Origin of the sequence: Rhizobium oryziradicis, assembly GCF_001939045.1 — a bacterium.
In the GTDB taxonomy this organism is placed as follows: domain Bacteria; phylum Pseudomonadota; class Alphaproteobacteria; order Rhizobiales; family Rhizobiaceae; genus Allorhizobium; species Allorhizobium oryziradicis.
On the sequence record NZ_MKIM01000017.1, the window covers coordinates 56,707 to 83,561 of the forward strand.

Annotated in this window: 24 protein-coding genes; 7 read left to right on the top strand and 17 right to left on the bottom strand. The window is 56.6% G+C overall.

What is annotated here, in order from left to right; genetic code table 11:
• Positions 1 to 16: 16 nt before the first annotated feature.
• From BJF95_RS00700 to BJF95_RS00765, 13 genes are all read right to left on the bottom strand, one after another.
• Positions 17 to 1,723 carry a methyl-accepting chemotaxis protein gene (locus BJF95_RS00700; protein WP_075637523.1) on the bottom strand — a complete coding sequence of 569 codons (1,707 nt, stop codon included), beginning with the start codon at positions 1,721 to 1,723 and terminating at the stop codon, positions 17 to 19.
• A 196-nt stretch (positions 1,724 to 1,919) separates the two neighbouring features.
• Positions 1,920 to 2,786, bottom strand: a complete 867-nt coding sequence (locus BJF95_RS00705; RefSeq protein WP_075637524.1) for a type 2 periplasmic-binding domain-containing protein — start codon at positions 2,784 to 2,786, stop codon at positions 1,920 to 1,922.
• A 314-nt stretch (positions 2,787 to 3,100) separates the two neighbouring features.
• Positions 3,101 to 4,570 carry an NAD-dependent succinate-semialdehyde dehydrogenase gene (locus tag BJF95_RS00715; RefSeq protein WP_075637526.1) on the bottom strand — a complete coding sequence of 490 codons (1,470 nt, stop codon included), beginning with the start codon at positions 4,568 to 4,570 and terminating at the stop codon, positions 3,101 to 3,103.
• Positions 4,567 to 5,355 (bottom strand): TSUP family transporter, encoded by a 789-nt coding sequence (locus tag BJF95_RS00720; protein WP_075637527.1) that lies wholly within the window; start codon positions 5,353 to 5,355, stop codon positions 4,567 to 4,569. Before BJF95_RS00720 ends, BJF95_RS00715 begins: the two co-directional genes overlap by 4 nt.
• On the bottom strand, positions 5,352 to 7,343 hold the full coding sequence (locus tag BJF95_RS00725) for an alpha-glucosidase (protein ID WP_075637528.1): 1,992 nt from the start codon (positions 7,341 to 7,343) through the stop codon (positions 5,352 to 5,354). The genes BJF95_RS00720 and BJF95_RS00725 overlap by 4 nt, the downstream gene beginning before the upstream one ends.
• Before the next feature lie 11 nt (positions 7,344 to 7,354).
• Entirely contained in the window at positions 7,355 to 8,119 is a 765-nt protein-coding gene (locus tag BJF95_RS00730) for an SDR family NAD(P)-dependent oxidoreductase (RefSeq protein ID WP_075637529.1), read from the bottom strand.
• Between the two features lie 8 nt (positions 8,120 to 8,127).
• Positions 8,128 to 9,012, bottom strand: coding sequence for an SMP-30/gluconolactonase/LRE family protein (locus BJF95_RS00735; protein ID WP_083638628.1), 885 nt, complete (start codon positions 9,010 to 9,012; stop codon positions 8,128 to 8,130).
• Positions 9,013 to 9,022: 10 nt separating this feature from the next.
• The gene (locus BJF95_RS00740) at positions 9,023 to 9,826 is read right to left on the bottom strand and encodes an HpcH/HpaI aldolase family protein (protein ID WP_075637531.1); all 804 of its coding nucleotides are present in this window, start codon (positions 9,824 to 9,826) and stop codon (positions 9,023 to 9,025) included.
• 11 nt (positions 9,827 to 9,837) lie between these two features.
• Complete coding sequence (gene araD / locus BJF95_RS00745) at positions 9,838 to 11,583, bottom strand: L-arabinonate dehydratase (protein WP_075637532.1); 1,746 nt, start codon at positions 11,581 to 11,583, stop codon at positions 9,838 to 9,840.
• Entirely contained in the window at positions 11,580 to 12,434 is an 855-nt protein-coding gene (locus BJF95_RS00750; protein ID WP_075637533.1) for a carbohydrate ABC transporter permease, read from the bottom strand. Before BJF95_RS00750 ends, araD begins: the two co-directional genes overlap by 4 nt.
• Positions 12,434 to 13,351 carry a carbohydrate ABC transporter permease gene (locus BJF95_RS00755; RefSeq protein WP_075637534.1) on the bottom strand — a complete coding sequence of 306 codons (918 nt, stop codon included), beginning with the start codon at positions 13,349 to 13,351 and terminating at the stop codon, positions 12,434 to 12,436. The genes BJF95_RS00750 and BJF95_RS00755 overlap by 1 nt, the downstream gene beginning before the upstream one ends.
• A 90-nt stretch (positions 13,352 to 13,441) precedes the next feature.
• The gene (locus BJF95_RS00760; protein WP_075637535.1) at positions 13,442 to 14,677 is read right to left on the bottom strand and encodes an ABC transporter substrate-binding protein; all 1,236 of its coding nucleotides are present in this window, start codon (positions 14,675 to 14,677) and stop codon (positions 13,442 to 13,444) included.
• A gap of 44 nt (positions 14,678 to 14,721) precedes the next feature.
• Complete coding sequence (locus BJF95_RS00765) at positions 14,722 to 15,798, bottom strand: ABC transporter ATP-binding protein (RefSeq protein ID WP_075637536.1); 1,077 nt, start codon at positions 15,796 to 15,798, stop codon at positions 14,722 to 14,724.
• A 241-nt stretch (positions 15,799 to 16,039) separates the two neighbouring features.
• On the opposite strand from BJF95_RS00765, the gene BJF95_RS00770 reads away from it, so the two are divergent.
• On the top strand, positions 16,040 to 17,074 hold the full coding sequence (locus tag BJF95_RS00770; RefSeq protein WP_245297201.1) for a LacI family DNA-binding transcriptional regulator: 1,035 nt from the start codon (positions 16,040 to 16,042) through the stop codon (positions 17,072 to 17,074).
• Between the two features lie 42 nt (positions 17,075 to 17,116).
• On the opposite strand, the gene BJF95_RS00775 is transcribed toward BJF95_RS00770, so the two are convergent.
• From BJF95_RS00775 to BJF95_RS00785, 4 genes are all read right to left on the bottom strand, one after another.
• Complete coding sequence (locus BJF95_RS00775) at positions 17,117 to 17,791, bottom strand: spermidine synthase (RefSeq protein WP_075637537.1); 675 nt, start codon at positions 17,789 to 17,791, stop codon at positions 17,117 to 17,119.
• Positions 17,792 to 17,972: 181 nt separating this feature from the next.
• Positions 17,973 to 18,182 (bottom strand): hypothetical protein, encoded by a 210-nt coding sequence (locus tag BJF95_RS23730; protein WP_139317346.1) that lies wholly within the window; start codon positions 18,180 to 18,182, stop codon positions 17,973 to 17,975.
• 213 nt (positions 18,183 to 18,395) lie between these two features.
• Positions 18,396 to 18,755, bottom strand: coding sequence for a hypothetical protein (locus BJF95_RS00780; RefSeq protein ID WP_075637538.1), 360 nt, complete (start codon positions 18,753 to 18,755; stop codon positions 18,396 to 18,398).
• Between the two features lie 221 nt (positions 18,756 to 18,976).
• Positions 18,977 to 19,987: an AraC family transcriptional regulator gene (locus BJF95_RS00785; RefSeq protein ID WP_139317349.1), complete on the bottom strand. Its 1,011-nt coding sequence runs from the start codon at positions 19,985 to 19,987 to the stop codon at positions 18,977 to 18,979.
• A 133-nt stretch (positions 19,988 to 20,120) separates the two neighbouring features.
• On the opposite strand from BJF95_RS00785, the gene BJF95_RS00790 reads away from it, so the two are divergent.
• From BJF95_RS00790 to BJF95_RS00815, 6 genes are read left to right on the top strand one after another with little or no spacing between them, the layout of a single operon-like run.
• Positions 20,121 to 21,809, top strand: coding sequence for an acyl-CoA synthetase (locus BJF95_RS00790; protein WP_075637549.1), 1,689 nt, complete (start codon positions 20,121 to 20,123; stop codon positions 21,807 to 21,809).
• Positions 21,806 to 22,573, top strand: a complete 768-nt coding sequence (locus BJF95_RS00795; protein ID WP_075637540.1) for an SDR family NAD(P)-dependent oxidoreductase — start codon at positions 21,806 to 21,808, stop codon at positions 22,571 to 22,573. The genes BJF95_RS00790 and BJF95_RS00795 overlap by 4 nt, the downstream gene beginning before the upstream one ends.
• Before the next feature lie 35 nt (positions 22,574 to 22,608).
• Entirely contained in the window at positions 22,609 to 23,799 is a 1,191-nt protein-coding gene (locus BJF95_RS00800) for an acetyl-CoA C-acyltransferase (protein ID WP_075637550.1), read from the top strand.
• On the top strand, positions 23,799 to 24,926 hold the full coding sequence (locus tag BJF95_RS00805) for an acyl-CoA dehydrogenase family protein (protein ID WP_075637541.1): 1,128 nt from the start codon (positions 23,799 to 23,801) through the stop codon (positions 24,924 to 24,926). The genes BJF95_RS00800 and BJF95_RS00805 overlap by 1 nt, the downstream gene beginning before the upstream one ends.
• A 9-nt stretch (positions 24,927 to 24,935) precedes the next feature.
• A complete protein-coding gene (locus BJF95_RS00810) occupies positions 24,936 to 25,709 on the top strand; it encodes an enoyl-CoA hydratase-related protein (protein WP_075637542.1) in 774 nt (257 codons plus the stop codon).
• A 1-nt stretch (position 25,710) separates the two neighbouring features.
• Positions 25,711 to 26,766, top strand: a complete 1,056-nt coding sequence (locus tag BJF95_RS00815) for an enoyl-CoA hydratase/isomerase family protein (protein WP_075637543.1) — start codon at positions 25,711 to 25,713, stop codon at positions 26,764 to 26,766.
• Positions 26,767 to 26,855: the final 89 nt, after the last annotated feature.

Genomic DNA, 26,855 nt, shown 5'->3' on the forward strand with positions numbered 1-26,855 from the left:
CGCGTCCTTTATTAGTTTAGGCCGCACTTCTGTAGTGTCTCGTCTGGCCAGGCCGATCAATGACGAACTTGGACACCAGCATGCGCAATTTGTCGGCTTCGGAGGCGAGGGCACCGGATGCTGCACTGGTTTCCTCCACCATCGCGGCGTTATGCTGGGTGTTTTGGTCCATGTGATTGACCGCTGTGTTGATTTCGCTCAGGCCTGAGGATTGTTCGCGCGTTGCTGTCGCAATAGATGCAATCCGCTGGTTCACCTGACCAATCAATCCGCCAATCTCGTTGAGAGCCGTGCCGGTGGTGGAGACCAGATCGACACCAATAGACACTTCGCGGGTTGAATTTTCGATCAATCCCTTGATTTCGCGTGCAGCATTGGCCGAGCGCTGGGCCAGTTCACGCACTTCCTGCGCCACCACGGCAAAGCCTTTGCCCGCTTCGCCAGCGCGCGCCGCTTCCACGCCAGCATTCAAAGCAAGCAGGTTGGTCTGGAAGGCAATTTCATCGATGACGCCAATGATATTGGCGATCTGCGCGGCGCTGGTTTCAATCCGGCTCATGGCAGCAACGGCATTTTCCATGACATCGCCAGATTTATCGGCACCACTGCTGGCTTCAATCGCCACGTGGCGGGCTTCTTCGGTGAGTTTCAAAGAGGACGAAATATTGGTGGTGATCTCGTTCAAAGCCGCTGCCGTTTCTTCCAGCGATGCAGCCTGCTGCTCGGTGCGGCGGGCGAGATCATTGGTGTTGCTGGCAATATCGCGGGTTCCTGCATCAATGTTGTTGGCGGTGATCACCACCATGGACAGCGTGTCACGCAATTGCGCCACGGCATCATTGAAATTCTGGCGCAAGCCTTCAAATTCTTCGGGCAGTTGCTCGGAGATGCTTGCGGTCAAATCGCCGTTTGCCAAAGTTTGTAAGCCCTTCGCCAGGCTGGTTGTGGCGCTGGACATGGCGGCGAGACGGGCTTGCTCGGCTTCTTCACGCAGACGGCGGCGTTCTTCCTGTGCTCTGCGGCTCTCGTCAGCTTCTCTTTGCAAGCTGGATGCAGAATAGACGCTCTCCTTGAAATATTCGACCGCACGCGACATCGCGCCAATTTCATCGCCACGGTCCTGATTGGGCACAATTGTTTCCAGCTTGCCGGAAGACAGCTTTTCCATGACCTCGGAGAGCGAGCCGATCGGGCCGGTGATGGTGCGCATCAGCGCATAGAGCGCAGCACCGACCAGCAGCAAAACGAAAAGGGCGATCATGGCAAGCGTTGCCAGCGAATGGTTGGCGTCTGCCGCAATCGCTGCTTTATCAAAGGCGATGACCATGGTGCCGATGGTCATTTCCTTGCCTTCTTCGGTGTGTTTGAGCGGGGCCGTCTCAAAACTGATTGCCTGGTCAGCGCTGTCATCGGGGTTGCGGTTGGCAGCAAGAGCGGCAGCGCTTACGATGTCTGCTTGACCGGTGGTGAAAAACGGCTTGCCCTGATCATCAAGGATCACGGCGGCTCTGAAATCGCGGTCTGTTGCGGCTGGCAAGAAGGTGTCTTTGGCCAGATCCTTGTCAAATTGCCACATGGCCGTTGCCGCACCGGATGATGCCATGGCGGAGGTCAGCTTGACCTTCTGCTGGAAGGACTCCGTCATGCTCATGGTCCGCGACCAGCCGGAATAGGCTGTTACAGCCCCAAGGCCGATGACAATCAGCGCCAGAGATGGCACCATGACTTGTGTTCGAATTGATCTGCTTTTCATCATCTTGCCACATCCCGAAAATTTGGAAAAACGTCCGAATAAAGCGTCGTGGCAGTCATCAAAATGAGCACGATGCTAAGGATTGTTGTTGGGTTGGGCCGCGTTCACAATGCGCTTGCGCGCCACGGCCCAATTCTGCACGTTTCAGTTTGCTGTTTTGGTCAGTTTACTGTTTTGGATCATACCAATAGCGGGCATCTGCCTTTGCGAGGTCCGTTGGGAAGTTTGGATTGTTGATTTTGATAAGGGTGCGATTTTTGAAATCACCCTTGCTGAGCGCTGTTTTGACATCGGCATCGTCAAAGAAAAGCGCGTTATAACTTCCATCTTTCCAGGCAATTTCCAGCCCGCGAAGAATGTCGTCACGCAGCTTGGTGTTATTTTTCTTCACGTAGAATGTATTGCTGGATTCGTATTGCAAAAGGATGGTCTTTTCGACAGCAAGACCGGGGACGTTGGCGACCTCACGGGACTGCTCGTTAAAGGCCTCGAAGGCACCGCGTGCAAAATGATCGCCACGTCCGCCGACCGTCATCTTGTAGAGGTTTTTTGGAGAGCCGGTTCTCACGGTCAGGCCTGATTTTCGCAAAACATCAACATCTGCCCAGCCAAGGCCCTGAAGCGCAACGAATTTCTTCAAGTCATCGAGGTTTTTAACCTGGCTGAATTCATTTTGACGCGCGCCGTCAATCAGCAGAATGCGCATGCCCAGCAGGCCACGGTCGATCGGAAAAGGAACCGCCAAAAGCTTTTCTGAGGCCTTGTTGGATGCCGACGCCCACAGAATATCCAGCTTGTCGCCGTTGGTGAGGGCTTCAATCATGGCATTGGTTGTGTTGAAGCCAATCGTCGACGGTTTCAGAACATAAGGATTACCGATTTTTTCAAATGCAAGTTGAAGAGCCTTGAAGCCCAAGGTCTTTTCTTTGTTGCCGCTGGAATTATAATAAATGGCTTTCGCCTCTTGCGCATGCGCAGCAGTGACGACGGTGAACGCCGTGGCAATGATGAAGAATAAGGCCCGCACAATCATAAAATACCCTCACGCATCTTGCCTGAAACGATTAAATCTCTTGCCTTAATTTTGTCTGAAAAAACGGTAATGCACGGAAATAAATAACGAAATAATCGAGAAATATCATTATATTAGGGTGTTCTGTTGTTGCATCTCTCGTGATGCCATAGATTTTTTGCGATGCAGCAAAAAGCACGGTCCGCTTATCACGGACCATGCTGGTAAATTCCACGAAGGCACATTTTTGACCGCTATCCATCGTCGGGTTTTTGGTTGTATCGCGGTGTGGATGGTGCTTTTTGCCAAAAGCACCATCTGACGGTATTGGTGTGTTACAGACCCGAAAGGCAGATGTATTTCAGCTCAACGAAGCCTTCGATGCCGTATTTTGAGCCCTCGCGGCCGAGGCCGGATTGTTTGACGCCGCCAAAGGGTGCCATCTCATTGGCGATCATGCCGGTGTTGACGCCCACCATGCCGGCTTGGAGTGCTTCGGAGACGCGGAAAATCCGAGCCATATCCTTGGCATAGAAATAAGAGGCGAGGCCGAATTCACTGTCATTGGCCATGGCGATCACCTCGGCCTCATCCTTGAAAGCGATGATGGGTGCGAGCGGTGCGAAGGTTTCTTCCTTGGCCACTTTCATGGCTTGGGTCACGCCACGCATCACGGTTGGTTCATAAAAATTGCCGCCAAGGGCGCTGCGCTTGCCGCCCGCCATCAATGTTGCACCGTGTTCCAATGCATCGCGCACATGCTCTTCCATTTTGGCAACGGCGCGGTCATCGATCAGCGGGCCTTGGGTGGTGCCTGATTCCGTGCCGCGACCCAATTGCAGGTTGGCGACTTTGGCCAGCAATTTCTCGGTAAAGGCATCAACCACGCTGTCTTGAACATAGATGCGGTTGGCGCACACGCAGGTCTGGCCTGCGTTGCGAAATTTCGAGATCATTGCGCCATCAACGGCGGCATCAAGATCGGCATCATCAAAGACGATAAAGGGTGCATTGCCGCCAAGCTCCAGCGACAAGCGTTTGATGTTGTCTGATGCCTCACGCATCAGCCAGCGGCCAACGCGGGTGGAGCCCGTAAAGGTGATTTTGGCAATCTTGGGATTGTGGCAAAACTCAAGGCCGATTGGCTCTGCATCCCCCGGCACGACAGAAAAGACCCCGGCAGGAATACCGGCGCGCTCGGCCAACACGGCCAAGGCGAGAGCTGAGAGCGGTGTTTGGGCGGCTGGCTTCAAAATCAGGCTGCATCCGGCGGCAAGGGCAGGGCCCGCCTTGCGGGTGATCATGCCATTGGGGAAATTCCATGGTGTGATGGCCGCACACACGCCCACCGGCTGTTTGATGACCATGATGCGCTGGCCAGGATTGGCACCGGGAATGATATCGCCATCAAGGCGCTTGGCTTCCTCGGCAAACCATTCAAGATAAGCGGCGTTGGAGACAATTTCGCCCTTGGCTTCAGACAGTGGCTTGCCTTGTTCGGTGGTCAGGATCAGTGCCAGATCATCGGCATTGGCGATGATCAGCTCAAACCAGGTTTTCAACGTTTTGGAGCGCTCCTTTGCGGTGCGCTTGGCCCAGTCTTTCTGGGCAATTTCGGCCTCGTCAATTGCCGCACGAACGTCGCTGCGCGAAAGCGAAGCCACGTTGGCAATAAGGGCTCCGTCAAATGGATCGGTCACGGCAAAGGTCTGACCGTCAGTGGCCTCTACCCATTGTCCGCCAACAAAGGCTTTTGTTGTCAGTAGGGACGGATCTTTCAATGCTGTCTTCAGCGGGTGGGTCATGCGATATCTCCAAACAGTGTGAACAATGCGGGCGCGGCAAGCGACACACCCGAAAGAAAGAGCAGCAGAAAGGCTAGGCGGCGCATGGTGGCGGGTGAAATTGGCGGAGGCCAGCGCTTGGCAAGAAAGGTGAAGCCGATAACCACCGGAATCGTGGTAAGGCTCCACCAGAAATGCGAGGATGGTATTGTGCCCGCGGCCGCAACCGTCACCAGCCGGATGAGCGCGTTGATGGCAAAGACGGCCACCAGTGTTTCGCGCACGCTTCTCGCATTCAGGGGCTGGCGATACAGATGATAGACCAGCGGCGGGCCAGCAGTTGAAAACAACCCGCCCATCAAGCCTGCAATGGCTCCAAAAAACACGAAAGAACCTGTGCTGGAGCGTTGCGTTAAAGGTGCAGGCTTAAGCAGCAATTGCAGGCTGGAAAGAACGATGATGGTGCCCAAAACAAGCTTTAGCCAGTCAAGCGATGCGGCAAGGAGAATGCCAAGCAGCCAATAGCCCACCAGCAAAAACACCAGACTGGAGAGAATGATGGGTATGAACTCGGCCATGGCAATGTCGCGCCAGCCATGGCGCAACACTTGCAGCGCATTGACGATGACCAGCACGCTGACAAGAATGGCTGCCTCGCGCAGAGGAATAACGCCTGTGAGGCCAACGCCACCCATCATGATCAGGCCAAATGCAAAACCCGTGAGGGTTTGCATGTAAGCGGCAATGGCGGTGAGGAGCAGCAATCCGCCCAGACCGATACCAAGACCGGCTATGTCCAGTGTCATAGCTGCCGCAATCCTTCAAACAGGCTCGTGAAATCCGTAGCCTGACGATAGAAAACAGCAGGTTGACCCAAGGGTGCAGAAACGCTGATTGTCTCACCGCCGTCAAATTCTTCCCCACTCCAGACGTGGACCCAGCGACCACCCTTTGGCAGATAGAGGCCGCGTGTCGTTTCGCCTGCTTTCCACACCGGGGCCACCAGCAGATCGGAACCATAGAGATAGGCATCCTGAATGGTGTAGGTGGCAACATCGGCCTCATAATGCAAAAACAGGGGCCGTTGAACCGGAAGGCCAGTCTCTGCGGCTTGCTGCGAGAGTGATTTCAGGTAAGGGGCGAGATGTACATAAATCTGCGTCATCTTCGCAAAATGTGCCAGAACCTGCGGGTCTTGATCAATCTGCAAATTGTCTTTCGGGCGGTTTCCCTCATGGCTGCGCATGACCGGCGTAAATGCCGCCATTTCGCTCCAACGCATGATCAGTTCTGCCGTGCGAACATTGCCAAACAGGCTGGTGTAGCCGCCAATATCGGAGTGGTGATAGGCATTGCCCAAAAGGCCCGACGACAGCGCCCCGGACATGACCGTGACCAACCCATCATGACGGGAGAAATCCACCGATTGGTCGCCACCCCACAACAACGGGCAATGGGCCTGCACCCCGGTAAAGCCCGCGCGCATGAAAAACAGCGTATCGCCCGTCAGGCCGCGGCTTTCTACCGCTTTGGCATTGACCTCGGCCCACAGCGTTGGCCAAGGATTGTGCATCAATTTGGCGTCAATGCCATTGGCCAGTTTGACGTCGATAGGTAGATACTCGCCAAAATCTGCCATCCAGCCGGAGAGGCCATAATCCAGCATGTTTTTGCCGATCACCTCTTCAGCAAACCAGTCTGCTGCTGCCGGATTGGTGAAATCCACCACGCCGCAATCAAACTCGCCAAAATCAACCAGTGCCGTTTTGCCCTGCTCATCGGTTGCAAAATAGCCAGCGGCTTCGGCAATCGGAAACAACGGGCCGTCGACGCACAGATAGGGGTTTACGTAGCCAAGGAAGCGAATGCCTTCGAAGCGTAATTCCTTGATCTTGTTGTGCAGGTCTGGATAGCGCTGCTCATTGGCCTGCCAGTCCCAAAACAGGCGTGCGCCGAAGGATGTGTGGCGAAGCCCCACCCAATCTTCGCACCAAAGGCCCGAGACTTTCACGCCAGCGGCGCGGAACGCTTCCAGACGTGTGAAGGAATTTTCCCCGTCCTTGAGGCCAATGATCGCCCCACCATAGACCCAGTCCGGCAACATGGGTTGGCGACCAAAACGGATGGAGAGTTGGCCGACCAGATCAACAAAAGTTGGTGCCGCAAACAGTTCAACGCGCTCGGGCACGGCCCAGATTTCGACCTCGTGGAAATCGGCATTGCGGAAATCAAACACCGAATAGGCGGTGGTTTCGACATGCACGGCAATGCGGCGCGAGGTGAGATAGGTCGGTTGCGGATAATTGGTGTTGTAATAATCACCACCCGATTTGCCGGTGACATCGGCCTTCCAGGTGATTTCGGTGGATTTATCCCGGCCCACGCCCGGCTCCGATGTCCAAAGCGGAAAGCGACGACCGCGCATGTCGAAATAAGACATTTGCTCGCCACCGCCCCAGACATGTTCCGGTTCTTCAGCAACAAGGCGTAGCCAGACGCGGTTGATACTCGCGTCTTTGGCAGCAAATTCAACGTGACTGCCCTTAATGGTCAAAACCAACCGCACGGCCTGGCCGGGTGCATTGGAAAAAGCAATCTCATCGCCGGAAATCTCGGCATGGGTCAGCGGGCTGCGCTCGACAACGTAATCGTCAATGTCGAAATTGCCGCGATACATATCCATGCGCTCCTGTCCCTTGCCAACAAACAGGCAAGGGTTTTCCGGGCGGTGCGTGAGAAGGGCGCGGCCTTCGATGGAAAGCATGAAGCCATTGTCTAAAATTTCCAGATTCATGGGGTGTGCTTTCAGTTTTGTGTGAGACCGGCATCGACAACGAAATTCGCGCCGGTGCAGCCTTCGCTCTCATCAGAGCCGAGAAACAGGGCGAGGCGGGCGACATGGCTGGCATCGAGACGGAATTTCAGGGCTTGCAGATCAATGAACTGCTGGTTTTGCTCGGGCGTGGTCCAGAGCGCCAATTGCCGCTCGGTGACGATGGCTCCGGGCACAATGCAATTGACCCGAATGCCGGAGGGGCCAAGCTCGCGGGCCAGGGTTTTGGTCATGCCATTGATGGCGGCTTTGGCAGTAGTATAGCCCACCATGCCGGGGCGCCCACGCATCCAGGAGATGGAGCCGAGCATGATTATCGAGCCTGAGCCTTTGGCTGCCATAGATTTGGCAACCGCTTGTGTTGCAAAAAACTGATGATCAAGGTTGAGCGCCAGTGCCCGGTGCCAATATTCCGGCTCCACAGTCTCCATCGTGTGGCGGTCGTCTTTACCAGCATTGTTGATCAGCACGTTGATGCTGCCGAGCTCGGTTTCAATGGTGGCAATGGTTGTGCGCAGACCGGCAATGTCAGTAACATCGCACAGATGAAACGTTGCTCCGGTCTCGTCCGCAATGGTTTTGCCCGCGGTCTCGTCAATATCGATAAAGGCAACATGTGCGCCTTGAGCGCGATAGGCGCGCACCATATCCGCGCCCAGACCCGAGGCCCCGCCGGTAATCAGCACATTGCGATTTTCAAGTGAGTGATAACGAACGGTGTCATAGGAAGCGAACATGGTAGGGCTCAGATTTCTGGATTGAACAGGGGTTTTGGCAGGCCGGGCACATCGGTTTGCAGCGCAAAGATGCCACCGGAGAGCGGATACTCCGTCAGCTCTTCCGTCGAGCGACCAATGCGGGCGCTGGTGCAATAGAGGGTTTTCAGATCAGGGCCGCCAAAGGACACCATGGTCGGGCATTTTGCTGGTACGGGATATTCTGCCAGCAATGTGCCGTCAGGTGCATAGCGCTGCACCCGGCCACCTTCAAACAGGGCAGTCCAATAGCAACCTTCGGCATCCACAGCACCGCCATCGGGGCGGCCCTTGTCGGTGTCGCTGCCGAAGCGGGCGAACACCTGTTGGTTGGAAGCAGCCCCCGTCGTCACATCATAATCATAGGTGTAGAGCGTGTAACGCAGCGTATCGGAATGATAGAGCCGCTTGCCATCGGGCGAAAAGGCAACGCCATTGGAGGTGAGAAGCCCACCCGCCAGTTTTTCCAAGCCTCGTGCATCGTAACGGTAAAGACTGGCAATGCCGCGTTCGCGGGTTTCATCGACCGTGCCCGCAACAAACCGGCCCATGGGGTCCACCATGCCATCGTTAAAGCGGCTGATGCTCTGATCTTCCGGGTTATCCGCCAGTTTGCGGATCAGCTCTCCTTTGGCAGAGAGCAGCCAAATGCCTGAGCGCAGACCGGCAACAAAGCCGCCACCCTTCACCAGACCGATACAGCCCACTTCTTCGGGCAAAAACAGCGCGGAGAGCCGATTGGTGGCTGGGTCCAGCCGATGAATGCGGCTTTGCTTGATGTCGACGAAATAGAGGACCTGCTCGTCCACCGACCACAGCGGGCATTCTCCAAGATCAGTCTGGGCCGCAATGACCAGCTCAAATGTGTTTCTCACAACCATATCCTCAATAGGCCGCTGTGGGCTGAGTGGCAGGCTTTGCCTCGCCCTTCATCTGACTCAGCCAGTCATGGGCACGGCCCGTCATCATGGCAATGTCGGAGGCGATGGCCGCATAATCATAGCCGTAACCAATGAAGCGTTTGACCATCTCCGTGTTGGGGCCAACAATGCCAATCGGCTTGCCTGCCGCATGGGCGTCTTTGGCGGCCTTTTCAATCAGCGCCTGCACTTCTGGATGGGCGATATTGCCAATATGCCCCATAGCAGCGGAAAGATCGCCGGGGCCAACAAACAGCGCGTCAATGCCGTCCACCGCTGCCATCTCCGGCAGGTGTTCAATGGCTTCCGGCGTTTCCAGCTGGATAATGGTGCAGATGTCGCGATTGGCGTTTTTTAAGTATTCCGGCACTGAGCCGAATTTGGAGCCACGATGCACGGCAGCGACGCCACGAATGCCCTCGGGCGGATAACGGGTGTAAGAGGCAGCCGCTTTTGCCTCGTCGGCATTTTGCACAAAGGGCAGCATCACGGTTCTAGCACCTGCATCAAGGCAGCGCTTGACCAGAACCTGATCGTTCCACGCCAGCCGCACCATAGCATCCGCAGGTGTGCAGCCAATGGCGCGTAAGATATGGGCGAGATCGGAGACCTCAATCGGTACATGCTCCATATCCACCACCAGAAAATCAAACCCGGCATAGCCAAGCGCTTCGGCGGTGGCGGGTGCTGCGGCCATCAACCATGTGCCAAGCGGGGTGGGGCGGGCTTTGTCGCACAGCCAAGACTTGAAGGGGTTTACAATGCTCATGGCAAATATCCTTAGAAAATAACCGGGTCCGGCACGGGATCTGTGCCGCTGAGAAAGTCGAAATCGCAGCCCTGATCCGCTTGACTGACGTGACGCTGGTAAAGGGCGGCAAAAGAGCGGTCGTAAAGCTTGGCCGTGGATTTCCACGCAGTGCGGCGGGCGGCAAGTTCGGCCTCATCCACCTGCATATTGATGGTGCCAGCTAACACATCCAGCGCAATCAGATCGCCAGTTTTGACCAATGCCAGCGGTCCGCCAATGGCGGCTTCGGGGGCCACATGCAGCACGCAGGTGCCATAATGGGTACCGCTCATGCGGGCGTCCGAAATGCGCACCATATCGCGCACGCCCTGTTTCAGAAGCTTTTTTGGAATTGGCAGATTGCCCCATTCCGGCATGCCCGGCGCACCCACAGGCCCGGCATTGCGCAGGATAATCACCGTGTCTTCGGTAATGTCGAGATCGGGATTGTCGAGCGTCTTGTTCATGGTGGCCGGATCATCAAACACAATGGCGGGGCCAATATGCTTGAGGAATTTCGGATTGGCTGCCGAGGATTTCATCACCGCACCATTGGGGGCGAGATTGCCGCGTAGCACTTCTAGCGTCTTGCCCTTGGAGAGCGGCACCACGGGGTTTTCCTCATCGCGGATCACATCATCATTCCAGCAAGGCGCGTCCTTGATGTTGTCGCCAAGGGTGCGGCCATTGACGGTGAGGCAATCGAGCGCCAGATGGCGGGACATTTTCTGAAGAAGGGCTGTGAGGCCGCCCGCAAAGTAAAAATCCTCCATCAGATATTCGCCGGATGGGAAGACATTGGTGACAACCGGCACTTTAGCGGCCATGGCTGACATATCATCCAGCGTCAGATCAACGCCTGCGCGCTTGGCCATGGCAATCATATGCACGGCCGCATTGGTGGAGCCACCCAGCGCCATATAGGCCACGAGACCGTTCATGAAGCTATCGCGTGTGAGGATTTTTGAGGGTTTCAAATCCTCCCACACCATCTCGACAATGCGCACGCCACAGCTGGAGGCCATGCGCGGATGGCCGGAATCGGTGGCCGGAATGGAGGATGCACCCTGTAATGTCATGCCCATGGCATCGGCAATCGAGGTCATGGTCGAGGCCGTGCCAATGGTGTTGCAGGTGCCAGCAGAACGGGTCATGCGGCTTTCCAGATCCACCCAGTCATCCTTGGTGATATTGCCTGCGCGCAATTCATCCCAATATTTCTTGGTATGGGTGCCTGCCCCGGTTTTCACACCGCGCCATTGGCCGTTGGACATCGGACCCGCCGGGCAAAAAATCACCGGAATATCCATGGAGATCGCGCCCATCAGCAGCGCAGGCGTGGATTTGTCACAGCCGCCCATCAGCACCGCGCCATCAATCGGGTGGCAGCGCAGCAGCTCCTCGCACTCCATCGCCAGAAAATTGCGATAGAGCATGGTGGTGGGCTTCACCATCACCTCACCCACCGACAGCGCTGGCAGCTCCACCGGATAGCCCCCGGCCTGCCACACACCGCGCTTGACCGCTTCGGCGCGGTCGCGCAAATGGGCGTGGCAGGGGCTCATTTCACTCCAGGTGTTGATGATGCCAATCACCGGGCGACCCATGAATTCCTCGCGCCGCATTCCCATCTGCTGGGTGCGCTGACGATGGGCAAAGCCGCGCATGTCATCGGAGGCAAACCAGCGCTGGCTGCGCAGATCATTAAGGTCGCGCTTAGGTGTTTTCTCACTCATCCCTTGATTCCTCCGGCCGTCAGGCCTGATACAACGCGCTCCTGAAAGATCACGATCAGCACCGCAACAGGCACAATGCCCACCACCAGCGCTGCCGAAATCACCGGCCACGGAAAGGCAAATTCGCCCTGATAAAGCTGGATGCCCACGGGCAGCGTGCGCAATGTCGGGCTGGAATTGAACGACAAGGCCAAAAGAAACTCATCCCAGGCATTCACAAACGCCAGAATGCCCGCCGTAAACACGCCCGGCGCACAGAGCGGCACCACCACCTTGAACAAGGCGCCAAGCCGGGTGCAGCCATCAATCATCGCGGCGTTTTCCAGATCGCGTGGAATGCTTTCAAAGAACGACACCAGCATCAGCGTGCAGACCGGCAGTGACAGCACGGTATAGGGCAAAACCAGCGCCACCCAGGTGTTGAGCAGGTTCAGTGCCCGCATGATTTCAAACAGCGGCACCAGCAGCGTGACCAGCGGAAAGGTGGAAACCGCAATGATCAGCGACAGGATCAGCCCGCGATATTTCAGATTGAGCCGCGCCAGCGCATAGGCCCCCAGCACCGAGACAAACAGTGTCAGGCAGGTGGACAGCAGTGCCACCATGAAGCTGTTGAACAAAAACAGATGCAAAGGCTGATCGGAAAAGGCCCGCATATAGTTGGCCAAAGTCGGATCATGCGGCAGCCATGTGATGGGCTTCACGGTCAGTTCGGCCTCGGTTTTCAGCGAGGTGAACAGAATCCACAGCGCCGGAAACATGCCGTTGATGATCAAAAGGGCGGCGGCTGCAAAGCGTAACGGTTTGCCGGAGAGCAGCGATGGAAAGCCACGGGTATGAACGGCGCTCATCAATCTTGCTCCTTGGTGCGGATAACGCGCAGGTAAACGGCGGTGACGCACATGGACAGGGCAAACATCACCACAGCCAGCGCCGAGCCATAACCGAGATCAAGGAAGGACACGGTGTTCTGATGGATATACATCGCCAGCGTTTGGGTGGAGGTGCCCGGCCCGCCGCCGGTCATCATGTAGGGAATATCAAAGGTTTGCAGCGAAGTGATGGTTCGGAAAATCAGACCCACAGCGATCGAAGGCTTCAAAAGAGGAAGCGTAATTTCCCAAAACTGGCGAATACGCCCTGCCCCATCCACATCGGCGGCTTCATAGAGTGAGCGGGGAATGGTTTGCAGACCGGCCAGAATGATCAGCGCCATGAAGGAGGATGTTTTCCAGATGATCGTCAGACAGATGGCGGCAAAGGCCCAGTTGGGGGAATTGAACCAGATCACGCCAGGCAGGCCAAAGCGATTGAGCACATCATTGACCACGCCATATTCCGAATGGAAAAACCACGCAAAAATCAACCCTGCGAAAGACAGCGGCAACGCCCACGGAATCAGCAGAGACAGACGGACCGGCCATTGGGTGCGAAACGGCAGATTGGCCAGCAGCGCCAAAGCAAGACCCACCACCAGCGCACCCGGAACTGTGATCAGGGTGATCAGTACGGTGTTCCAAGTGGTTTCCCAAAACACCGGATCGCTGATCATCAGCCGATAATTGTCCAGCCCGACAAATTCGGCGGGCAGGCCGGAGGTTAAGGACAGATTGAAAAAACTGGTATAGCCAAGCTTCAGCACAGGATAGACAATGATCAGCGCCAGCAGAAAAGCGGTGGGAGCCAACAGCAACACCGCGAGCGCTTTGTCGTTCAGATCCAGCCAGCGCATCCACAAGGGCGGCCGTTTTTCGATGTCATTGGTCATAGGCAGCGTCGAGGGTGTCACTGTTCCACTCCGGATAAAGGGAATGATTGGCCATGGGTTGGCCAATCAAAGAGCTCGATGTGATTGGTGTCAGCGCAAAATGCGCTTCAGCCGGGCCTCGATCTGGGCGGCACCATCCTTCGGCGTCATCACGCCTGCCAACACTCCATTGACCGTGGTGCGGATGACTTCGCTGACCTCGTTATAGCGCGGCGTCACCGGGCGCGGCTTTGCCGTTTGCACAACATCCAATGCATTGGCAAACCAAGGTGCGCTTTTCAGCACATCGGCATCCTTATAGAGATCCGGATAGGTCGGCAGCAGTGAGCCATTGGCGGCCATGAACTTGGAAACATCCTTGCTGGAGAGATATTCCACCAGCGCCTTGGCCTCATCCTGATGGGTGGAATAAGCCGAAACACCCCACTCCCAACCGCCAAGACAAGTTGCCTGTGTGCCGCCGGTCATGGCAGGCAGGCGGGCAACGCCAACCTTGCCCGCAACAGCGGAGTCTTTGCCCTGCGACTGCGCCCATGCATAGGACCAGTTGACAGCAAACACCACGTTGCCAGCCTGAAACTCCTTGCGGGTATCGTCGGTGGCCACTTCGGCAATGTTTTTCTTGGCGGTGCCATCATCGACAAAGCTTTTCCAAAGCTCCAGCGATTTGGTGGCCGCAGTCATGTCATAGGTCAGCTTGCCGTTTTCGACCAGATTTTTGCCTTGGCTCCAATAGGGCAGCAGGAAGGTGCAAACTGCGCCTTCAATAGCCTTGCCCTGAAAGGACAGGCCTTGCAGATCAGGGTTATGCTCGCCTTCGGTGATTTTCTTGGCGGCGGCCTTCAACTCATCCCAGGTTTTGGGTGGCTGGATGCCGTATTTATCGAGCAAGTCCTTGCGATAATAAAGAAACATCGAGTCGGCAAAGGCGGGCAGCGCCACAACCTTGCCGCCAACCGTATTGGCCTCGGCATAGGCGGGCAGATAGGCCGACATGTCTTTGGCCCCAAAGGATGAGGTCCAGCCCGCGGCGGCGAACTGTGCCGGGCGGATCACGTCCAAAATCAACACGTCAAGTGACGGGTCTTTGGCTGACATCACCGTGTTCAGATATTGCGCCTGTGCCTCCGATGTATTGCCCCCGGTTTCAATCGTGACTTTCACGCCCGGATGCTTGGCCTCATATTGATCCAGCGCCTTGCGCCACAATTGTGGCTGATGCTGGCTGGAAACATAGACCTTGAGATTGGTGTCGGCAAAGGCAGGCAGGGTGCCGCCAAGCATGGTCGAGGCGGCCATAGCCACCATGATAGCTGTGTATTTCATATCGTCCTCCCAGATTAAATGAAGTGCAAAGGGCGCGAAACGGATCAGTGAATAGCGCGCTCGGTCTTTGCGTCGAACAGGTGCAGCTTTGTGGGATCAATGCCGATTTTCAGGGTTTCGCCCGGCTGCGGGCGCATGTTGGGCGGCATGCGGGCTGTGAGTGTTTCGCCATCGATGGCAAAATGCACCAGCGTGTCAGACCCCAGCGGCTCGACCACCTGCACAACGGCGCTCAGCGCCATCGTGTGATCAGCAATGGTGGTGAAATGCTCGGGGCGAATGCCGACGATCAGCTGGGCACCTTCCTGAACAGTTGTATGGGCGGATTGAAGGGTCGAGAGGGGAAGGGTGTCGCCATTGGCAAAGGCAAGCCCACCGTTTTTCACCTGCGCCTTGACAAAATTCATTGCAGGCGAACCAACAAAGCCACCAACAAACACGCTGGCCGGCGAGTTGTAGACCTCATCGGGTGTGCCGACCTGCTCGATCTCGCCACCACGCAAAATGACGATGCGATCCGCAAGTGTCATGGCTTCCACCTGATCGTGGGTCACATAAACAATGGTGGTGCCGATTTTCTGGTGCAGCCGTTTGATTTCGGTGCGCACCTGCCCGCGCAGCTTGGCATCCAGATTGGATAGCGGTTCATCAAACAAAAACACCTGAGGGCGGCGCACAATAGCGCGCCCCATGGCAACACGCTGGCGCTGCCCGCCAGAAAGCTGGCCCGGCTTGCGATCCAGAAGGTGGGAAATGCCAAGCATGTCGGCGGCGTCCGCAATGCGCGTCTGTGACTCATTGGCTGCAATGCCGCGCACTTTCAGGCTGAAGCCCATGTTCTCGCGCACGGTCTTGTGCGGATAAAGCGCATAGTCCTGAAACACCATGGCAATGTCGCGCTCGCGCGGCGCAAGTGTGTTGACCACCCTCTCGCCGATCCGCAACTCGCCACCACTGATGCTCTCGAGTCCTGCCATCATGCGCAAGGTCGTGGACTTACCGCAGCCCGATGGGCCGACAAAAACAACAAATTCACCGTCGGCAATGTCAAGATCAATGCCTTTTACGATGCGCAAAGCACCATAGCTTTTTTCAAGGCCTCGAAGGCTGATCGATGCCATTCCCGTATCCTCCATAGCCGACGCGTGAATGCTGGCGTCTTCGCATAAATCATAGCGCTACGATTTTTGAACGCAAGGCCAAAAAAGACGAATTCCGCAAAAATCGCAGAGGCGATTATCCTTTGCTATCAGGCGGATTTAATTGCTACAGTGCTGGGCAATCCCGCGCAGACCCGCCAAATAGGCGTTCACCGCGCATGATTGAGAGATATGAAATCGGAGCGCTATGGAGCGAGATGCAATGATGCAGGAAAAGGCCCCACGTCGGCGTCGCAAAATGCAAAACGTGACGATGACAGATGTTGCGCAGCTGGCAGACGTGTCTCCTTCGACCGTTTCCTTATATCTGCGCAAGCCTGAGGCCGTCTCGCCTGCCGCCAGCCAATCGATCGCTTATGCCATTGAGAAGCTGAACTATGTTCCCAATTTTATGGCGGGTGGATTGGCGGCTGCCTCATCACGGGCGGTAAGCATTCTTGTGCCTTCGGTGCGCAACGCCTTTTTTGCGGAAACCGTGTCGGCAATGCAGGCCGCTTTGCGCAAAGAGCGCTTGCAGGTCATTCTCGGCCATACCGAATATGATGAGCGCGAAGAAGAGGATCTGGTGCGCATGGCGCTGTCATGGGCACCGGCGGCCATTGTGTTGACGGGTCTGTCTCACAGCGCTGTGACGCGCCGCCTGCTGGCCAAAACCTCGGTGCCGGTCATTGAAATATGGGAGCTTGGCGGCCCGCAAATTGACGCAGCGGTTGGCTTTCACCATGATCAGGTGGGCATTGCGGCGGCCGAGCACCTCTTGATGCAAGGTCGTCGCAATCTGGTTTTTCTGGGTGCGCGCATGCATGAGGACCGGCGCGCCAAGATGCGCTGCGATGGCTTTGTGGCATGCGCCCGTGCCGCAGGTGCCAACGTGGAGATTGTTGAGCACGCAGCGCCCGCCTCGGCCGAAGTGGGCTCAACACTTCTGCAGGAGACCTTGCGCCTACACCCGAACACAGACGGCATTTCCTGCTCCAACGATCATATCGCGCTGGGCGCTCTGTTTGCGTGCGAGCGGTTGAAGATTGCTGTGCCGCAGCAATTGGCAGTGATTGGATTTGGTGATCTGAGTTTTAGCGGTGCCTGTAATCCGCCATTGACCACCATTCGCCCCTCCGGCGATTTGATTGGTTGCGAAGCCGCGCGTTTGATCGTCGAAAATCTGGCGGGAAACCGATCACCGGACAAGCTGACGATTGACACACGTTTCACCGTTTTGCATCGCCGCAGCAGTTGAGCCATATGCGGGTGTTGCATCAGAGGTTGCAGTCCTGCTGCTTTATGTGTTGGTCGCAAACCAAAGCGTATGACGCGCGCCGCCGCGCTTGCCATTGGCCCGCACGCTGACATCTTCCGCTGAAAAGCCAATCTGGCGCAAGCGGCGGGTAAAGGCGGCATCCGGTGCCGAGGACCACACAGCCAGCACACCTTTGGGGCGAAGTGCTGCCTTTGCCGCATTCAGGCCCGCCATATCATAGAGGCTGTCGTTGGAGGCGCGGGTCAAGCCATCCGGGCCATTATCAACATCCAGCAGGATGGCGTCGTAATGGCGGGTGTGTGAGCGGATCAATGCGCCGACGTCACCAATGTGGATATCGACACGAGGATCGTCCAGACTGCCTTGATGAATATCGGCCATAGGGCCGCGCGCCCACTCAACCACCGCAGGCACCAGTTCCGCAACTGTGATACGGGCATCTTGAGGAAGAGAGCCAAGCGCTGCGCGCAAGGTAAAGCCCATGCCAAGCCCGCCAATGAGCATGGTGGGATTGCTTCGCCCTTTAATCCGCTCCCACGAGAGGGTGGCGAGGGCTTCTTCAGAGCCTTTCAGACGGCTGTTCATCAACTCGGTGGCACCGAGCATGATCGAGAATTCCGCTCCGCGCTGTTTCAGGCGCAAATCACCGCCATCGCCGGGAATGGCGGCACTGTCGAGCTGGATCCAGGGAAGCATGGCAGGGCCTCATCATATGATTTCAACGCCCCGTAACACGGGCGTAAGTCCTGCGTAAAGTTATTGGGCGTTGTTGGTGCGTTTTATCCAAACGCACGAACAACGTGAGGCGCAATGACGCCGTCTCAAATGTCATGATGGCCGTTTAAAATGGGGAATTCTGTCGGAACCACCGCAATGATTACCTGTGCCGAACCAACAGATTAGCGACGCGGGCAAGCTTGTTCTCGTCGCGCAGGCCGAGATTGTACAGTCGGACGATATGGCGAGCGATGTCTTCCTCGCCCACATTGGCCGCTTGTGAGCGGGCCAGTGAGACGGCTATGCGCATCCGGCGAACGTCCTGGACGTCAAACATGCCCAAATGACATGGCCGGGGGGTGATCTCCAAATCAATTCTCCCTCGTTTATTGCCCGAGAACTGTCAACTCTCCGCATTTATGTCAATCTATCCCATAAAGGCAATGTTTGCGAGAGCTAAAAAATAGCCTTCTGCATAATTGCTGAAATCGGAATCGGCACGAGGATGTCATTCGGTCGAAACGACGAAGAGCCAGTTTAACCTGGACATTGCCGGGGCTCGAAACCGGGCACTGGCCTTGTATTAATGCCGTGTCGCGGTGTCACACTGGCGCATGAGTGCGAGAAAGATCGTATCAATATCGTCTTTCTTAGCGCTCATCTCATAGGGTGAATAATCGCTGACGTGCTCTGCCTCTCGGGCAACAAACAAAAAGGGGATACACAGAGGTTCGAGATATTCCACCAGTTCCACCATATGTTCGGCGCTTTCGGTGACGTCGATCAGTACGCTGTCAATGGTGCCAAGCACTTTCAACGCCTCCATAGCCTGTGTGAAATCGGATGGGCCAAGGAGATCCAAACCTTCCTTCTCCCAGGCATCCTTGATGAAAGAGGTGAAAAGATTTTTTCGTCCAATGACAAGAAGGCGATAACGGCTCATTGCGCCGCTGCCATATCTCTAAAAATGGTCAAGCGTTGCGACATGGGAATAGATGCTCTTTTCTTTCACTCGTTTTATACACGAACTGGGAACTTTTTACGCAACGCTACAGCATATGGATCATACGTCAGCGTAAAAAATATCTGTTTTTTTATGAGGAATTTAATAGCCTCCATTCCAACAGGGTCATAGACCAAAGAGATCTGTGCGGGCGTATGCTGTCAAACGTGATGTTCGACAGTGGATTGGTCTTTGGTGGCTTGACGAAAGGCGGCCGGTGTCATGCCGGACCATTTCACAAAGGCACGGTAAAAAGCGCTCGGTTCGGCATAACCGAGATGTGCTGCGGTTTTGGCCACGCTCATGTTCTGCGCGCCCAGCAGGTCACGGGCCAAAGCGTGGCGGATTTCGTCACGAATGGTCAGAAAGCTCTGTCCCTCACTCTTCAACCGTCGGCGCAGCGTTGCGGGCGATAACCTCAATTCTCGGGCAAAGGCATCGAAATCTGGCCAGTCCACCGGCTGTGTGGCTTTAAACCGCTGCCGCAAGCGCACGGAGACGCCCTGATCATGCCGGTAGCGCAGCAGGATATTGGCAGGCGCACCCCGCAGAAAAGTCTGCAATGATTTTTCATCGCGGATCACCGGCAATGTCAGATAGCTTGCATTGACAATCAACCGGCTCTGCGCCTGCTCGAAATGCACGGGTGCGCCGAAAAACTGCAGATAATCGCGCCGGTTCGCCGGTGCCGGGCAGGCGAAATCCACCCGCCGCAACGGAATGCGCCGCCCGATCAGCCAGCAGAGAACCCCGAGCAGAATGAGCCAGTAGGTTCGATAGGCAAAGGCCGGGCGCGCTTCGGTATCGGTTAGAATAATTTCTGCCTGAGCATCCTGCTGGCGAAGCTCGCCGGTTGGGCTGCCCAGCACAACATTCAAAAACGTCAGCGCCCGGCGCAACGCATGGTCCAATGTTCTGGCATGCAGAACGGCATGACACAGAAGTTTGAAGCTGCCCTGGCGCATGGGAGATCCTCCGAGGCCAAAAAATTCATCGTCTGCGAGGGCGGCAATCTCCAGCCAGAGAGCGCCGTATTGCAGGTTTGAAACATAGTCCACGTTATCAAGCGGAATATTCGCCCGCGCCAAGGCTTGGGAGGGATCGATATTGCGGCGACGCAAGCATGAGAGGGCGTCTTCGACAAAGCCCGGCGAGATCATGCGGCGTTCAATCATGGGCCTTCCCATCTTGCATTTTCGATCAATTATGATGCTCATGGTTGTCATTGTTTGCAAGCAGCAATTTGCTAGAGTTCTTGCGAACCCGGAGGAGGCGCTTTCAGCGTGGGTTCATGAGGAGGAAATCATGCTGCAGCTTTATGATCGCAGGACGATACCAAGCTATGACGCCGAAACATCGGCATTTCGATTGAGTGACGCCATCGGGCTTCTCGATGGCGATCTGGAACGGGCCATCAACGCCTGCGTTGAATGTTGCGACAGACACGTAGGCGAGAACCGGATTGCTTTACGCTGCGTGTCCCTGGATGGCCAGGTGCGCGACTATACCTTTGAATATTTGCAGGACATGTCCGCGCGCGCTGCCAATTTTTTTGCATCACAAGGCATCGGTCCAGGCGATGTCGTCGCTGGCATGCTATCGCGCAACGTCGACCTTGTGGCGACAATTCTCGGTGTCTGGCGCATCGGGGCGGTTTATCAGCCGCTTTTTACGGCCTTTGGGCCAAAGGCAATCGAGCATCGCTTGGCGATGAGCAAGGCCGCTCTGGTGGTTACCAACATTGCCAATTGCGAAAAGCTCGATGGTATTGTGGACCGCTCCCATGTGGCCATCGTGCGCAATGACGATGAAACACTCCCACATGGTGCTCTTGATTTTCGCGCTTCTGTTGCTGCTTGCAGCCCGATTTTTGATCCCTGCTTTCGCACGGGCGATGATCTGTTCATGATGATGTCAACGTCCGGCACCACCGGGCTTCCCAAGGGCGTTCCTGTTCCGCTGCGCGCCCTCATCTCGTTTTCCGCCTATATGCGCTATGCGATTGATCTGCGCGAAGAGGATGTTTTCTGGAATATCGCCGATCCCGGCTGGGCCTACGGATTATATTATGCGGTGGCGGGTCCGTTGATGCTGGGGTGCTCAACAGTGTTTTACGAAGGCGGCTTCACCGCGCAAAGCACCTATCGCATTATCGATCAGCTGGGCGTGACCAGCCTTGCGGGATCACCGACGGCCTTTCGCCTTCTGATTGCCGCAGGCAATGAGGCCGCCGTTGCCATCAAGGGACGTCTGCGGGTGGTGAGCAGCGCGGGCGAGCCGCTCAACCCGGAAATCATGCGCTGGTTTGACACCCATCTCGCGGTGCCGATCCATGATCACTATGGCCAGACGGAAACCGGGATGGTGGTGAACAACCATCATGGGTTAACCCATCCGGTGCGGGCCGGATCAGCAGGCTTTGCCATGCCGGGCTATCGTGTGGTGGTGCTGGACGATGCAGGCCGGACCCTCGGTCCCCATCAGCCCGGTGTGCTGGCCGTGGACATCGCCAAGTCGCCGCTGATGTGGTTCAAAGGCTATTTCAATCAGGAGACCCCGGCCATCACTGATGGCTTTTATCGAACCGGTGATACGGTGGAAGCCGAGCCGGACGGCTCTATCAGCTTTATCGGTCGGGAGGATGATCTGATCACCTCCGCCGGTTATCGCATTGGTCCTTTTGACGTTGAAAGTGCTCTTATAGAGCACGCCGCTGTGATCGAGGCTGCGGTGATCGGCGTGCCGGATCCGGAGCGCACGGAGATCGTCAAGGCCTTCATTGTGCTGGCAAAGGACATCCGTGGCACGCCCGATCTGGCGGAGGAGCTGGCGCACTACGTCAAGACGCGTCTGTCGGCCCATGCCTACCCGCGTCTTGTGGATTTCGTCGAGGAATTGCCCAAGACACCGAGCGGCAAGATACAGCGGTTTTTGCTGCGCAAGGCAGAGATCGAAAAGATCAATGCTTTGCTAAAGCGGGATGACAGCGCATGAAGCTTGAAAACAGTGTTTTCCTCATCACCGGGGCTGGTTCTGGCCTCGGTGCAGCGGTGGCAAAAATGGCGGTGGCTGCGGGCGCGCATACCGTATTGCTCGACCTCAACCGGGAGGGTGGTACCGCATTGGCGCAAGAATTGGGCGAGGCATCGCGCTTTGTCCTCGCCGATGTCACCAGCACCGATGATGCTATGGCTGCCGTACAGAGCGCCATCCAAACCTTCGGCCGCATCGATGTGCTGGTCAATTGCGCAGGCATTGCACCGGGCGAAAAGATTGTCGGGCGCGAAGGGCCGCATGGTTTGGAAAGCTTTGCAAAGACGGTGACGATCAACCTTATCGGAACCTTCAACATGCTGCGCCTTGCCGCAAACGCCATGGCAAAACAGCAGCCGGGGGCCACCAATGAGCGCGGCGTCATCATCAATACGGCATCTGTTGCTGCATTTGAAGGACAGATCGGGCAAGCAGGCTATGCAGCCTCCAAAGGCGGTGTCGCATCTCTGACATTGCCGGCTGCGCGCGAACTGGCGCGCCACGCCATTCGGGTTATGGCCATTGCGCCCGGAATTTTTGAAACGCCGATGATGAGCGGCATGCCGCAGGAGGTTCAGGATGCGCTGGGTGCGTCTGTTCCATTCCCTCAGCGTTTGGGAAAGCCCGAAGAGTTTGCAGCGCTTGTGCGCCACATCGTCGAAAACCCGATGCTGAACGGCGAGGTCATCCGTCTTGATGGCGCACTCAGAATGTCGCCGCGTTGATGGCCAGAGATGCCGAGATGATAGGAAACACCAAGATGAATGAGCGAGATCCAATCGTCATTGTTGGCAAAGCCCGCACACCCATTGGCGGTTTTCAGGGCGACTTTTCCAATGTGCCAGCTGCCGCGCTTGGGGCAGCGGCAATTGAGGCGGCGGTGTCGCGCGCTGGCTTGCCAAAGGAGGCTGTCGACGAAATCCTGATGGGCTGTGTGCTCTCGGCAGGGCAGGGGCAGGCACCGGCGCGTCAGGCCGCAATTGCCGCCGGCTTGCCACTTGCGGCAGGGGCCACCACGCTCAACAAAATGTGCGGATCAGGCATGAAAGCGGTAATGCTGGCCCATGACCTGATTGCTGCAGGCTCCGCCAATGTGGTGGTTGCGGGCGGCATGGAAAGCATGTCCAGCGCGCCGTATCTTTTGCCAAAAGCGCGAACCGGTTATCGCATGGGGCACGGGCAAGTTATCGACCACATGTTTCTCGACGGACTGGAGGATGCCTATGACAAGGGCCGCCTGATGGGCACCTTTGCGGAGGATTGCGCCGAGGCCTACCAATTCAGTCGACACGCGCAGGACACCTATGCGCTGGCTTCGCTGGAACGCGCCAGGAGGGCGATTTCCGAAGGCAGATTTGCGGCAGAAATCGTGCCGGTCTCCACCACAAGCGGTAAAGTTCAGAGCGTCGTTTCCATCGATGAGCAACCGGGCAAGGCGCTGCCAGAAAAGATTCCGCACCTGCGCCCGGCGTTTCGAGAGGGCGGAACCGTCACCGCTGCCAACGCCTCCTCCATATCGGACGGGGCGGCGGCGCTGGTGGTAATGCGCGCCTCTGATGCCGAGCGGCGCGGGCTAAGACCGCGGGCGCGCATTGTGGGTCACGAAACCTATGCCGGAGAGCCATCGCTTTTTGCCACGGCCCCCATCAATGCGTTGCGCCGCTTGTCGCAGCGGACGGGTTGGGCCTTGAAGGATGTTCATCTGTTTGAAATCAATGAGGCCTTTGCCGTTGTTGTCATGGCCGCCATGCGTGATCTCGACCTGCCGCACGACAAGGTCAATCCGAATGGTGGGGCCTGTGCGCTCGGCCATCCCATCGGCGCGTCGGGCGCGCGGGTTATCGTCACATTGTTGGCGGCGCTGGAAGAGCGCGGCCTTGATCGCGGCATGGCTTCGGTCTGCATTGGCGGCGGTGAAGCCACGGCGATCGCGATCGAAAGGATCAATTGATGTTGCTTGACGACCTGCACGAACAGATCCGTGATGCCGCCCGCGATTTCGCCACCAATCGTCTTGCGCCGGGTGCAGCATTAAGGGATCGCGATAGCACCTTTCCCCGCGCTGAGCTGACAGAGCTGGGCGCGCTCGGCTTTCTCGGCATGCTGGTTTCGGAAGGCTATGGCGGCTCACAGACGGGAACAGTGGCCTATGCGTTGGCATTGGAAGAAATCGCGGCGGCCGACGGTGCCTGCTCGACCATCGTCTCTGTCCACTCCTCGGTTGGCTGCGTGCCAATCCTGCGTTTTGGTACGGAAGACCAGAAGGCCCGGTTCCTGCCCAAAATGGCCTCTGGTGAATGGATCGGCGGCTTTGCGCTGACAGAGGCGCATGCGGGATCTGACGCCTCCGCCCTCCGCACACGCGCCAAGCGGGACGGTGATCACTACGTGATCGACGGCTCAAAACAATTCATCACGTCTGGCAAAAACGGCCAGTTGATTATTGTTTTCGCGGTGACCGACCCCGAAGCTGGCAAGAAAGGCATTTCAGCCTTTATCGTGCCCACCGATACGCCGGGCTATAATGTCGTGTCGGTTGAGCACAAACTCGGTCTGCACAGTTCCGACACCTGCGCCATTGCCTTTGATGGCATGCGCATTCCGGCTGAAAATCGGCTGGGTGCCGAGGGCGAGGGGTATAAGATCGCGCTGGCAAATCTGGAAGGCGGTCGCATTGGCATCGCATCTCAGGCCGTTGGCATGGCGCGGGCGGCGTTTGAGGCGGCAACGGCTTATGCCAAGGACCGCAAAAGCTTTGGCAAGCCTATTATCGAGCATCAGGCCGTGGGCTTCAGTCTGGCCGACATGGCGACGCAAATCGAGGCCGCGCGTCAGCTGGTGCTGCATGCGGCAAGCCTGCGGGATGCTGGACGACCGTGCCTGACAGAGGCCTCCATGGCCAAGCTGTTTGCTTCGGAAATGGCCGAAAAAGTCTGCTCGGCCGCCATTCAGGTGCACGGTGGCTACGGCTATCTTTCTGATTATTCTGTCGAGCGCATTTACCGTGATGTCCGCATCTGCCAGATTTATGAAGGCACAAGCGAAGTCCAGCGCCTTGTCATTGCCCGTCAACTTTAGGAAACGATGATGACTGCATCCATTGAAATCAGCAGGGAAGGCCGGGTAGCCCTGATCAGGCTCAATCGTCCGGCCCAGCTCAACGCGTTGAATGCGCATCTGGCGGCAGAAATGGTTTCTGCAGTGGAGGCGCTTGAAGCCGATAAAAGCGTCGGGGCATTGGTGATCACGGGATCGGACCGCGCTTTTGCGGCCGGTGCTGATATTGCCGAGATGGCTGATAAAAGTGCCGACCAGATGATCGAAGCGAATGTCTTTGGCATATGGGACCGCTTCGCGGCCAGTCGCTTGCCGAAGATTGCTGCGGTGAATGGCTATGCTCTCGGCGGCGGCTGCGAGTTGATGATGATGTGTGATTTTGCGATTGCTGGCGAAAGCGCGAAATTCGGACAGCCCGAGATCAAGCTCGGTGTGATCGCGGGCATGGGCGGCACGCAGCGTATGACAAAGCAGATCGGACGCGCTTTATCCATGGACCTGCATTTGACCGGCAGGATGATGGCAGCCGAAGAAGCCCTGCGTGCTGGTCTGGTGGCACGCGTCGTGCCCGACGCTGAGGTGGTCGCCACGGCAATGCAGGCCGCAAAACAGATTGCGGATTATTCACGCCCGGCGGTTCGCCTGGCACGCGAGGCCGTGATGAAAGCCGAAGAATTATCGTTGCACGAGGGCATTCTGTATGAGCGTGCCTTGTTTTACCGTCTGTTTGGCACCCATGATCAGCGCGAAGGCATGACGGCCTTCATCGAGAAGCGCCAGCCTGATTTTCAAGGGGAACAATAAGATGTTGGATCGTTCGCCAAAAGACGGCGGCACCAATGATACCGTTCTGATCGGCGTTGACGGTGCATTGGGGCGCATTCATCTCAACCGCCCGGAGGCTTTGAACAGCCTCAATCTGGATATGGTTCGCGAGATCGCCCGCGGAATTGACGCGCTGGAAAGCAACCCCGACGTTCACGCGATTGCTTTGAGCGGTGAAGGTCGGGCGCTGTGCGCTGGCGGCGACATCAAAATGATCTGGCAAACCGGCAGATCAGCCCCAGACGAGGCGCTTGCTTTCTGGGCCGAGGAATATCGCCTCAACGTCCGGATCAATCATTTGAAAAAACCTTGGCTCGCTTTGATGGACGGTATTTGCATGGGCGGTGGCGTCGGCCTGTCTGTTCATGGCAGCCATCGCGTTGTGACCGAGCGAACAAGATTTGCAATGCCAGAAACCGGCATCGGCTATTTCCCCGATGTCGGAGGAACCTGGGCGCTCGCCCGTGCGCCAAACCATTTCGGCTTCTGGATTGGTCTGACGGGAGCAAGCATTGGTGCTGCAGACACACTTGCGGCTGGTCTGGCCGATGCTATGGTTCCATCCGAGGCTATTGCGGCAATGCTGTCGGATATCGCATCTGGCAGCACGGTGGATAATGCCATTGTTACGCATCAGATCGAACCCGGCGTATCGAACTTAAAAGAGAACGCCGCGCTTATCGATAGCGTATTCGCCTTGCCGGATATCGCTGCAATTCTGGCTGCTCTGCGTGCGGATGGATCTGAATTCGCTATAACAACGTTGGCCCATCTTGAGGGCAAATCTCCAACCAGCCTTGTTCTGACGCTCCATCTCTTGCAGGAAGCAAAAGGCTCTGCGTCGCTCGAAGCCTGCCTTGATCGTGAATACGCCGCCGACGCCGTGATCCTCCGCGGTCATGATTTTTATGAGGGCGTGAGAGCCGCGGTTATCGACAAGGACCGCAACCCCGCATGGCAGCCTGCTCGCGTCGAAGAGGTCGACCAGCAAGCGCTTTTCGCTGCCATCAAACCATTTCCTTCGCTTTTTTCATAGACCGTGTCATTTTCTCGAGTAAAACCGGTAAGTTATCTAAAATATGATAATTTTATAACGGTGAGCGTTGACTTGTTGTGTTGGTGGGC